Below are 10,948 nucleotides of genomic sequence, written 5' to 3' on the forward strand. Positions count from 1 at the left end.
AGCTTAGTTTGAGGCCTATAATTTTGGTCACCTGATGACAGCCGCCTGCGTTCACTACAGGGCTACCGTAAAATCAATCTGCTGGAAGTGGCAAAGAAAGCCACTGATTTCCTGATAGACTTTTATAATAGTGCCATCCGGAACAGGCCCGTAATGCCATCTGTCCTTCTCATTACATGGGTATCACAGAGCTTTACAGAACGACGAAGGACAAAAGTACCTTGCACTTGCCCGTAAACTTATTGATATCCGCGGACTAACAGAAGGTACGGACGATAACTCTGACCGTGTCCCTTTCCGTGACATGAAAAGAATAGCAGGACATGCTGTAAGAGCCATTATCTGTTGGCCGGTGTGGCAGATGTATATGCCGAACCGGCGATACCTCACTGTTACGTACATTAAACCTGCTCTGGGATGACGTTATTAATAAGAAGATGTATGTGACCGGTGGTTGTGGCGCTTTGTACGATGGGGTATCTGTGGATGGTATTTCTTATAATCCTGATACGGTACAGAAAGTGCATCAGTCATATGGCAGAAACTATCAGCTACCCAACTTATCCGCCCACAATGAAACCTGTGCCAATATCGGCAACCTGTTATGGAACCGTCGGATGCTGGAACTGACCGGAGAGGCAAAGTATGCTGATATCGTAGAACTGACTCTGTACAATAGTATCCTGAGTGGTGTGAGTATGACGGAGAGGATTTTTTCTATACGAATCCGCTGGCAGCTTCCCGTGACTTTCCCTACCAGCTCCGCTGGATGGTGGCCGGCAACCTTACATTGCCTTGTCAAATTGTTGTCCGCCTAATACGGTCCGCACCATCGCCGAGGTCAGCAACTACTTTTATAGCATGGACGATACAGGTATCTACATCGACCTATATGGCGGCAATCTGCTAAAAACCACCCTACAGGACGGCAGTGCCTTCAGTCTGGAGCAACAGACGGACTATCCCTGGGATGGCACTATCAATCACGATCAAAGAAGCACCGGCGCAGCCCTTTGACATTGCCCTCCGGATACCCGGCTGGTGCCGGCAGGCAGGCATTACCATCAACGGTAAAACTGTCACACCGGCTATCAATCAATCTGCCGCCCGGTCATCCCCTCATCTGCTTCATCCACCTCATCCCCCTCATCCTCATCTGCTTCGTCTACATCATCCACCTCATCCATCACCCCCGCCTCTTACCACAAGCTCACGCGCCAATGGAAGTCCGGCGACCGGATCACCCTCACCCTCGACATGCCGGCCACCCTGCTCACTGCGAATCCCCTCATAGAGGAGACCCGCAATCAGGTCGCCATCAAGAGAGGCCCCGTCGTATACTGTCTTGAATCCCCCGATTTAAAAGACCAGTCCCTGAGCAACATCCTGATCCCCTCCGACATCCATTTCCGGCCCCGCCCCATGCAAATCGCAAACGGGCGCATTATGGCCCTCGAAGGCGAAGCCCGCCTCCTGCATCCCACTAACTGGAATAAGGGGCTCTATCAGCCTCTAAATAACGATTCCCGCCCTCACACCATCACCTTAATACCCTACTACGCGTGGGCAAACAGGGGCCAGAGTGACATGAGCGTCTGGCTACCTATAGGAAGGAACTAATAGGGAGGAACTAAGAGTTAAGTGAAACAGGACAGACGTGCCAGATAAAATAATGTGTGTTGGAGGAAATAGGGGATTAATGATGAATTACAAACTACCAATTAAAAGTGTTAAAAAAGTATAAGCCAATGAGTCATTACCTCTCAAGGTTGTGAAAAGGATTCATCGACATGCCTGCTTATATCCTGTTCAGATATTAGTTTGATAATACTCATCTTACGTTAATCCTACGTTCATAAACGTAGGATTAACGTAAGATGAGTATTATCAAACCGGCATCCAGTAAACATCCATCCAAAACAAACTGATACAATTTTAACACAAATAAGCCAATATCAAACAACAAACAAAGAAACACAATAAAACAACCCTCCCCTAAAACAGTCAGTCAGTGTACAAGCCCAGGTGGTTCCAGGTGGAGAGACCTGGCCTTAGCGCTTAGAAGCAAAGCTGAGCCCCCGCCCCCAAAACCTAATCAACCCCCACTGCCCAACCCGACAACCCCCCGCCCCATAGCCATCCGCTTCGGAGCGCGTCAGCCAGGGCTCCCACACTGGACCACCGTCGTCAGCCCAACTCCACACCCCAAAGAGATTAATAGTCTCGTAATACCACATTTCCCATGATGCAAGCCTTGAGCAAAACCTCAAAAACCATCCATCTGAAACTACTCAAGCCAGTAACACACCTGATGATTTTCACTATATATCCAAACAACCCCTCTAAAACTGAAATTTCAGTAGATATACTGACCCCAATACGCAAAATTTGAAGTAACTTGTATAGGTTGTTTGGGCTTGTGGGAGGGCGTTTGCGGTTTTATTTGTAACAGCTTTTTATCCACCCAATTTATATAAGATGCATCAACCAAATCTAACTAAGCTATTAGGAAGCTTATTCATTGCCTGTTTTCTGCTACTGAAGGCGCAAGCCCAGGTAACGACCGCTACTCTCAGCGGTATCGTCAAAAACGAAGCAGGCCAGCCATTACCCGGTGCGACTATAAGGGTGACCTTCGCCGACGCGGGTATCAACAAAGGACTGGTCACAAAATCAGACGGCAGCTTCGTTGTACCCAATCTTCGTGTAGGCGGACCATATACCGTTACTGCCTCATATACCGGTTTCGCCACAGAAACTGCCACGGGTGTATTCCTCACACTCGGACAAAACACCGCACTCGATCTCCGTCTCTCCGAATCGACGGGTAAGTTAAATGAAGTAGTGATCAGCGGCCGCTCCACTATTTTCAATGACCAGCGTACCGGCGCTTCTACCAATATCAGTGCACAACAGATCCGGCAGCTGCCTACAATATCACGTTCGGCAGATGACTACCTGCGTATCACACCATCTGCATCACCGACGTATAACGGTATTTCCTTTGCCGGCAGAAACGGACAGTATAATAACTTTTCGTTGGATGGGGCCGTGTTTAATAATCCGTTCGGACTGGATGCACCAGCTCCCGGCGGACAAACAAACGCGCAACCTATTTCGCTGGATGCGATCGATCAGATACAGATCAATATCGCGCCTTATGACGTGACACAATCCGGATTTACCGGTGCTGGTGTTAACACCGTGACAAAGAGTGGTAGTAATAAGTTTGCCGGAACCGTATACGCATTTTACAGAAATGATGCGATCTCCGGTGATAAGATCGACGGACAAAAACTTAAGGTACCGACCCTTGATCACTTTCAGGGTGGCTTCTCACTGGGTGGCGCGATCAAAAAAGATAAACTGTTCTATTTCGTGAACTTCGAAACAGAACAACGTACAGATGGTGCGAGCGCTTATGTGGCGAGAAATAACAGTAACGCCGGAGATGTAACCACATCCCGTGTGCTGGAATCTGATCTGGTGGCAGTGAGCGATGCACTGAGTGACCGCTTTGGATACGTGACAGGACCTTATCAGGACTATGAATATAAACGGAAGAATTATAAGTGGCTGGCAAAACTGGACTGGGTGATCAACAGCAAACATACGCTGTCATTTACTTATAACGGACTGGATGCATCGCAGGAAAAAGGTGCACACCCGAATGCGATCAACCGCCGCGGACCGGACGCTATTACCCTGCAATTCCGTAATTCCGGTTATAAGATGATCAATAAACTGCATTCCTTCGGACTGGAATTGAAGTCTAACTTTAATGATACCTATTCGAATAAATTCAGGGCTGTATTCACCAGCTTCAGAGATAAACGTGATCCGTTCTCCTCACCATTCCCGGTGCTGAATATCACGAAATATAACGTCCCATACATTGTTGCAGGATATGAACCGTTCTCTATCAACAACCGCCTGAATCAGGATGCCTTGCAGCTGACGGACAACTTCAACATCATCCTGCCGAAACATACGCTGACCATAGGCGCTTCTTATGAACAGTTTAAGTTTGGTAACTCTTTTAATCTGACAGGCTTTGGTTTCACTGTGTTCTCAGGAGTAGATATTGCTACTTTCCTGAATAATGTGCAGACCGGACAATACGATGCAAATGTCACTTATGCAAAGAATCGTGTAGCGGCTGACCAATGGACGTGGTATTACCTGACCGTAGGACAGGCATCTGCTTATCTGCAGGATGAATTCAGCGTAGCAAGCAATTTTAAACTGACTTATGGCGTGCGTTTCGACAAAGCGCTGTACTTCCCGTCTAAAGCCAGTTATAGTAGTCCGAACGTGAATCAGGACGGCACATTTGCAGGTAGTTTCGTAACGGGTTCTCCCACTGTACCGAATGCAGATAACCTGACACTGTTTGATGAAAATGGTAATCCGGTAAAGAATGGTCCGGGACAGACAATCGACAATACCAGCACACCAAGCGGTAAGATCCTCGTTTCTCCGCGTTTAGGTTTTAACTGGGATATCAAAGGAGATAAAACCGTGCAATTGCGCGGTGGTACGGGGCTGTTTACAGGCCGCTTCCCATTTGTATGGGTGGGTAATGCCATCGGTAACCCTTTCACCGGTTATTACAACGTAACGGCGCATAACTTTAAATGGCCGCAGATCTGGCGTTCCAATATCGGTCTGGATTATAAACTGCCTACGGGAACAGTACTGACCGGAGATTTCGCCTATTCAAAAGATATCAATTCCATGATGGTACGTGATTTTGGTCTGGGTACACCAACCGGTACCTGAACTCTGGTACCGGCGATAACCGCGAAATCTATCAGGCTGCGGATAAAGGAAGTACCGCTACTTATGTATTTACCAATGTAAAAGCAGGCTACTCTTATAATGCTACTTTTCAGGCACAACAGACATTTGGTAAAGGCTACTTTTTCATGTTTGGTTATAACTTCCTGATTGCAAAAGATGCAAGTTCTATTTCAGCAGAGATCTCCGGAGATGCTTTCGATCGTAATCCGGTGTTAGGCAATGCCAACAGAGCAGTGGAGTCAACTTCCCTGTATGGTAACAAACATCGTTTCACTCTGGCAGGTATCAAGAAGTTTGAATATGGTAAAGGCAAATATGCAACGACTGTATCCTTCTTTGCCAACTGGACCAGCGGTAACCGCTTCTCTTATGTATACGGCGGTGATCTGAATAATGATGGTTCTGCTGCGAATGACCTGATGTATGTGCCTACTGCCGCAGAGATCAGGAATATGAGTTTTGCCACACTGACAGATGCAGATGGTAATACACAGAATGCAGCCGCACAAGGCGCTGCACTGGAATCATTCATTAGTCAGGATAAATACCTGAGCAGCCATCGTGGTCAGTATACAGGTAAATATGCAGGTGAAACACCATGGTTCAGTCAGATCGATATGCGCATATTACAGGACTTCAATTTCAAAGGTAAAGAGAAGACCAGCACTATACAGCTCAGTCTTGATGTGGTGAATCTGGGTAATCTGATCAGCAGTAAATGGGGACTCCGTAAATATGCGAGTAACAGTGGTTATTATCAGCCGCTGGGCTTTGCCGGAAGAGAAACGAATGGTAAAGCAATCTATCAGTTCGATCCTTCACAAAGAAGTACTTTTATTACCAACCCTGACCTGATTTCAAGATGGCAGCTACAGGTAGGTGCGAGATATATCTTCTGATGATTATTGCTTGTATAGAATAAGTAAATAAGCATTAAAAATTAAGACTTAAGCATTGAAGAAAATTGTTCTCCAATGCTTAAGTCTTAATTTTTTAGTTGACTCTTTTTCTTTCTTCCTCACTTGCCGTCTGCCTTTTACGCGAAGAGAAGGTGTTCTTCCCAAACTTATAAGAGAAAGCTACCGATACGTTTCTGGTGTCATTCTTCTGTATCATACCATTACGTTGTTGCAGGTAGGCAATATCCAGTATGTACGGGTTCTTGTAGAAGATGTCTGCAAAAGCGAGTTTGATGGTGCCCTGTTGCTTTAATATAGATTTACTGAATCCCAAGCTGATATCCGAAGTCCTGTCTACATGATATACACCCTGATAAACAGGCGATTCATATCTGCCGGAGAGTTCTGCTTTTATGCCTTGTTTTTGCTGAGAACAAAAGACTGGGTGGTATTCAGATAAGCGATATAGTTGTCGGAACCAAAATAACCATCCGAAAACATGGAGTGCTGTCTGCGGTAAGCTCCCTCAACTGTTACATTCATATCCCACCAGTCGGTTGGCCGGAGGCTCGTCATAAAGCCAATGGTAAAGTCTTCGATATTATCAAGGTTCTGCTGTGTGTCGTAAAATGTTTTGCTGATATTATCCTGTACAGTTACGTTACTGACCAGGTCTTTCAGTTTTGAATAGGAAGCAGTCAGCGTATAGTTTTGTTTAAAGGTGTAACTCAATGTACCGCTTGTAAATATAGCAGGTCGCAGAGCCGGATTACCCTGCTGGAAACTGTAAGGACTACTGTACGATCTGGCAGGGTTCAGCTGCATATAGGCCGGACGTTCCATGCGGCTGTTGTAATTGAAACTGAATACATGATCCTCTGATGCCTTATAGGTAATGAACAGGGTAGGGAATAAGCGGAGGTAGTTTTACGGGTGATAAGTTGTTGTGTAATGGAATTACCGGTGGTACGGGTTTGTTCTCCTCTTAATCCTGCCTGCAGGTCCCACTTGCCAAGGGTACCGCTGATACTGGTGTATGCGGCAGCTGTATTTTCAGTGTATTTGAAGTTATTACTTTTACTGTCGTCCGGGGATAAGCCGCCTTCCAGCACATTGTTGTACAGGAACAGGTTGTCTGAGGCAATACTGGTGTATTTTACCCCTGATTCCATATCCCATTTTCCGGCAATTTTATAAGTCAGGTCTGCTTTTCCCGACCATATATTGACACGTTGTGTGGATGGTGTGAATATGTTAAAATTGTTATTGACGTTCTTGTCCTGTATATAAGTCAGGGCATTGACATACTGCCGGCTATTGTTGGAGTAAGGTACATAGTCAACATCAATATTAAGGCTTTTGCCTGCACTGTCAAGTTTTATTTGTAGTTCAGGTTGAAGCTGTAATTGTTGCTGGTGCCGTTTGAACGGCCGTTGGTATAGAGCGTAGAATCAGCTGAAGATACATGGTCATTGAATACATTGGTGATAATCTTTGAGTTGGTTTCGCGGTTGGAATTAAAGCCGGTTACCCGGAAACCAAACACCTGACGAGGGTTGATATCATAGTCAAGTCCCAGCTGGTAACTATGACTTTTATTCACCGGATCGATGGTACGTTTACTTCGCCAGTCAGAATAGGAATCAGGTGTTTCGTAAATAGTATAGGCATTCATCAGGCGTCTGATACTTTTATTGGTAAAGCCGTAATTGCCGTAGATATTCAATTTATTTTGTTTGTAGTTGAAGGTACCACCGGCGGTCTGGCTACCCAATGTAGCTTGTGTATAGGCGCCATTGATAGTCCCGTTGAAACCCTGCGCCTTTGACTTTTTGGTGATGATATTCACAATACCACCACCTTGTATATCATATTTGGCGGAAGGAGTGCGCATGATCTCTATTTTGGAGATATTATCAGCCGGTAATCCGCTGAGATAGGCGGTAAGATCTTCTCCGGTCATCTGTACCTGTTTCCCATCTATGTAAACAGTCATACTCTTTGTCCCCTGTGTTACCTGTCCGTTATCGTTGGTTTGTATACCGGGGGCTTTTCGCAATGCATCCCAGACAGTGCTGCCGCTGGCGAGGATACTGTTTTGTACGTTGAAGATGACTTTATCGCTCCTGTGTTCCACTTGTGGCGGACGGCTGGTCACCACAATATCTTTCAGCTGCTGTACTTTCATGGTATCCGGGCGGGTTTGCTGTGCTATAGCCGAAATCGTAAAGCCGGTCAGTATGAGTATGTATAGAATCGTTTTCATCATTGGTGATTTTGTGATGCAAACGTATTCCGACGGCCTGTAAATGAAAGTTAAGTTCGGTTAAATAAAGTTAAATCCGCTCCTGATCTGCATAAGCACGTGATAAAAAGGCTATTTTCGGGTTATGAAATGGCTTTCTGCAAAATACGCTTATCCACTTGTGATCATCTCGGTGCTTGTCAGCATAGTGCTGCAAATCGCGTGGTTAAGACAATTGTTTACCGAACAGCGGTCGCATATCCGTGAGCAGATAGAGCAGATTGTTAATAATTCGGCAAAGGAGGTTTCCTACGAAAGTGCGCGGTATCTTGGTCTAAAGGATACACTTTACCGGCGTTTTTATTGTCACCTGAGTGGATACAGTTGCGACAAGGATTGACGGACTCGGAGCGCCTAACATGTATAAAGCCTTCGATATGTCAGATGATAGTAAGGACACCACCTATATCATTTTTAAATTTGTTTTCTTCCGCCCAGGCAGCGAAGCCAGCAAAAGGCGTAAGTCCGGAAGGTATTATTCTTCGCCGGAGTTACCCGGTCTGGATTCGATGATATTACGCATGATGGATAGCACTGTCAGGGTGCGATTGCAGCAGATTGGTCTGAACAGTAAGTTTCATATCATATTGAGCGACTTAGGGGATAAAATTGGGGTAATGAGAGACCCTGAAAGCCCGGGTTATGTCAGTGAGCTGTATACGTATAATCTTGAATACAGGCGACGTTGTCAGATACAGGTAGAATCTATTACCGGATATGTGTGGTATCAGATGCGTTATTATTTGCTCTCTTCCTGCTGATGGTCGTCCTGACCTGTACTGCCTTTTATTTTATCATACGACTGATGCGCAATCAACGCTTATATGCAGAGGCCAGAGTGGCCTTTACGAGTAATAGACCCACGAACTGAAAACGCCTATTGCGACAGTCGCCCTCGCATTGGAATCTATCACCCGGTATGATCTGGTACAACAGCCGCAGAAGCTCGAAGAATATCTGTCTATTGGCCGGCAGGAACTGCAACGCCTGAATCTCATGATTGAAAAGGTATTGAATCTCAGCAGGGAGCAGGATGCTGATTATCCTTTGAATATGGTGCTGTATGATGTGCAGACCGGTCTGCAGGATGTAGTCCGTTCGATGGAATTACAACTGACCAATGCAGGCGCGGTGTGTAAACTCGACCTGTCACCTGAACCCTGTTTTGTATATGGAGATCCGGTACACCTGACCAATGTCTGTATAACCTGATCGAAAATGCGATTAAGTATGCCATAGCGCCGCTTGAACTGGAGATCAGCTGTGCAGTGGTGCATGATCGGGTAGTGGTGCATTTCAGGGATAATGGCCCCGGCATTGATAAGATCTATCATGATAAAATATTTGACCGCTTCTTCCGGGTTCCTGTGAAAGGAGATATCCACGATGTAAAGGGATCCGGACTGGGATTGAACTACGTCAAAAGTATCATCACCCGTCTGAATGGTACGATTACGGTGAAAAGCGAACCCGGAAAGGGAAGTGATTTTATGATCAGTTTACCGGCAGCAACATGAGTTATAAACTATTATATGTAGAAGACGAGCCATTTCTGTCACGCATTGTCAGCGATGGCCTGAAAGCAAGTGGTTATGAAGTACACCTGATCACGGATGGAAAGAAGGCATTATCCGCATTTGAAACCTTTCAGCCCGATATCTGTGTGCTGGATATCATGCTGCCTTCCAAAGATGGTTATACCATTGCTGAAGAGATCAGAATGCTGGATCATCAGGTACCTATCATTTTCCTGAGTGCCAAGTCTCTGACGGAAGATGTGGTGAAAGGTTTTAAGACCGGTGGAAATGACTATCTAAAGAAGCCTTTTAGTATGGAGGAGTTGCTGGTGCGTATAGAGGCTTTATTGTACCGTTTTTCCGGTGCGCCACAGCAGAAAGCAGCAGAGAAGGAAACACTGTATCATTTGGTAGCTGTACACTGGATACCGTACGAGACATTAGTGACCTCCGGAGGCAAGCATACTTTATCTTTTAAAGAATCTGCTTTACTGGAAATGCTAATCCGCGTAAAAACGATATTCTGGAAAGACAGGAAGCACTGTTTAAGATCTGGATGACGATAGCTATTACAATACCCGTAGTATGGACGTTCATGACGCATATACGTAAATTACTGAAAGATGAACCGGGTATTCAGATCCTTAGTATCAGAGGCGTGGGGTAACAAATTGATATGTTAGCATTTGACAAAGTGTTTTACTAATTTGGCCTTCTGGTGATAAATTCTATCGTATGAAAAAGGTATTCTTCCTGTTACCTGCCTGAGTGTATGGTTCGAAGTGTCTGCACAGCAGGCGGCTAAGCGGCCGAATATTATCGTGATATTAAGTGATGATATGGGATATTTCAGAATCTGGGTTGTATGGCAGCGAGATCCATACTCCCAATCTTGATAAGTTGCATAAAAACGGTTTGCGTTTTACACAGTTTTATAATACTGCCCGTTGTTGCCCGTCAAGGGCTTCCCTGCTTACGGGATTATATCCGCATCAGGCAGGAATGGGCTGGATGAGAGATAAAGATGCCGGATTGGAAGGATATCAGGCGGACTGAGTAACATGCCGTAACGATGGCAGAGGTGGTAAAGCCAGCAGGTTTATACCACATTGATGGTGGGTAAATGGCATGTCAGTCAGGGATCCGGCAGGATGGTCCATTGGACAACTGGCCTTTACAACGTGCGATTTGATAAATTCTATGGTACAATACAGGGGTGCTGGCAGCTATTATGATCCTGCTACCTTATGCCGGGCAATCAGCTGATCACACCTGCGACAGATCCTGAATATAAACCGGAAACTATTTCTATACCGATGCAGTAACGCGTGAAGCCATCCGTTTTATTAAAGAAAGCGATCCGGCGAAACCGTTCTTTATGTATCTGCTTACACGGCTGCACACTGGCCTTTGCAGGCAAACCG

General features: G+C 45.6%; 14 protein-coding genes. 10 read left to right on the plus strand and 4 right to left on the minus strand.

The window, feature by feature from the left end; translation table 11 throughout:
• Positions 1 to 425: 425 nt before the first annotated feature.
• From FEF09_RS34255 to FEF09_RS34270, 5 genes are all read left to right on the plus strand, one after another.
• A complete protein-coding gene (locus tag FEF09_RS34255) occupies positions 426 to 818 on the plus strand; it encodes a glycoside hydrolase family 127 protein (RefSeq protein WP_261387934.1) in 393 nt (130 codons plus the stop codon).
• Between the two features lie 43 nt (positions 819 to 861).
• Entirely contained in the window at positions 862 to 1,017 is a 156-nt protein-coding gene (locus FEF09_RS34260; RefSeq protein WP_409994909.1) for a hypothetical protein, read from the plus strand.
• Positions 1,018 to 1,257: 240 nt separating this feature from the next.
• A complete protein-coding gene (locus tag FEF09_RS34265; protein ID WP_409994910.1) occupies positions 1,258 to 1,620 on the plus strand; it encodes a hypothetical protein in 363 nt (120 codons plus the stop codon).
• 858 nt (positions 1,621 to 2,478) lie between these two features.
• Positions 2,479 to 4,782 (plus strand): TonB-dependent receptor, encoded by a 2,304-nt coding sequence (locus tag FEF09_RS29550; RefSeq protein ID WP_261387931.1) that lies wholly within the window; start codon positions 2,479 to 2,481, stop codon positions 4,780 to 4,782.
• Positions 4,783 to 4,928: 146 nt separating this feature from the next.
• On the plus strand, positions 4,929 to 5,702 hold the full coding sequence (locus tag FEF09_RS34270; protein ID WP_261387932.1) for a hypothetical protein: 774 nt from the start codon (positions 4,929 to 4,931) through the stop codon (positions 5,700 to 5,702).
• 94 nt (positions 5,703 to 5,796) lie between these two features.
• On the opposite strand, the gene FEF09_RS29555 is transcribed toward FEF09_RS34270, so the two are convergent.
• Genes FEF09_RS29555 through FEF09_RS29570 form a run of 4 tightly spaced genes read right to left on the minus strand, consistent with a single transcriptional unit; the run spans position 5,797 to position 7,968 of the window.
• Positions 5,797 to 6,117, minus strand: a complete 321-nt coding sequence (locus FEF09_RS29555; RefSeq protein ID WP_146308425.1) for an outer membrane beta-barrel protein — start codon at positions 6,115 to 6,117, stop codon at positions 5,797 to 5,799.
• A complete protein-coding gene (locus FEF09_RS29560; RefSeq protein ID WP_146308427.1) occupies positions 6,114 to 6,605 on the minus strand; it encodes an outer membrane beta-barrel protein in 492 nt (163 codons plus the stop codon). The genes FEF09_RS29555 and FEF09_RS29560 overlap by 4 nt, the downstream gene beginning before the upstream one ends.
• Positions 6,518 to 7,084: an outer membrane beta-barrel protein gene (locus tag FEF09_RS29565; protein ID WP_146308429.1), complete on the minus strand. Its 567-nt coding sequence runs from the start codon at positions 7,082 to 7,084 to the stop codon at positions 6,518 to 6,520. The genes FEF09_RS29560 and FEF09_RS29565 overlap by 88 nt, the downstream gene beginning before the upstream one ends.
• Positions 7,081 to 7,968: a TonB-dependent receptor plug domain-containing protein gene (locus tag FEF09_RS29570; RefSeq protein ID WP_186774623.1), complete on the minus strand. Its 888-nt coding sequence runs from the start codon at positions 7,966 to 7,968 to the stop codon at positions 7,081 to 7,083. Before FEF09_RS29570 ends, FEF09_RS29565 begins: the two co-directional genes overlap by 4 nt.
• Positions 7,969 to 8,321: 353 nt before the next feature.
• Here FEF09_RS29570 and FEF09_RS29580 point away from each other — a divergent pair, with 353 nt between their 5' ends.
• The 5 genes from FEF09_RS29580 (at position 8,322) to FEF09_RS32410 (ending at position 10,580) form a co-directional block, all read left to right on the plus strand.
• A complete protein-coding gene (locus FEF09_RS29580) occupies positions 8,322 to 8,768 on the plus strand; it encodes a hypothetical protein (RefSeq protein WP_146308435.1) in 447 nt (148 codons plus the stop codon).
• Between the two features lie 106 nt (positions 8,769 to 8,874).
• Positions 8,875 to 9,219: a sensor histidine kinase gene (locus FEF09_RS29585; RefSeq protein WP_146308437.1), complete on the plus strand. Its 345-nt coding sequence runs from the start codon at positions 8,875 to 8,877 to the stop codon at positions 9,217 to 9,219.
• A 38-nt stretch (positions 9,220 to 9,257) separates the two neighbouring features.
• A complete protein-coding gene (locus FEF09_RS29590; protein ID WP_261387937.1) occupies positions 9,258 to 9,524 on the plus strand; it encodes a sensor histidine kinase in 267 nt (88 codons plus the stop codon).
• Complete coding sequence (locus FEF09_RS29595) at positions 9,521 to 10,084, plus strand: response regulator transcription factor (RefSeq protein ID WP_146308441.1); 564 nt, start codon at positions 9,521 to 9,523, stop codon at positions 10,082 to 10,084. Before FEF09_RS29590 ends, FEF09_RS29595 begins: the two co-directional genes overlap by 4 nt.
• A 340-nt stretch (positions 10,085 to 10,424) precedes the next feature.
• Complete coding sequence (locus FEF09_RS32410; protein ID WP_261387933.1) at positions 10,425 to 10,580, plus strand: sulfatase-like hydrolase/transferase; 156 nt, start codon at positions 10,425 to 10,427, stop codon at positions 10,578 to 10,580.
• Positions 10,581 to 10,948 lie beyond the last annotated feature (368 nt).

Source organism: Chitinophaga pinensis (assembly GCF_007896845.1).
In the GTDB taxonomy this organism is placed as follows: Bacteria; Bacteroidota; Bacteroidia; order Chitinophagales; family Chitinophagaceae; genus Chitinophaga; species Chitinophaga pinensis_C.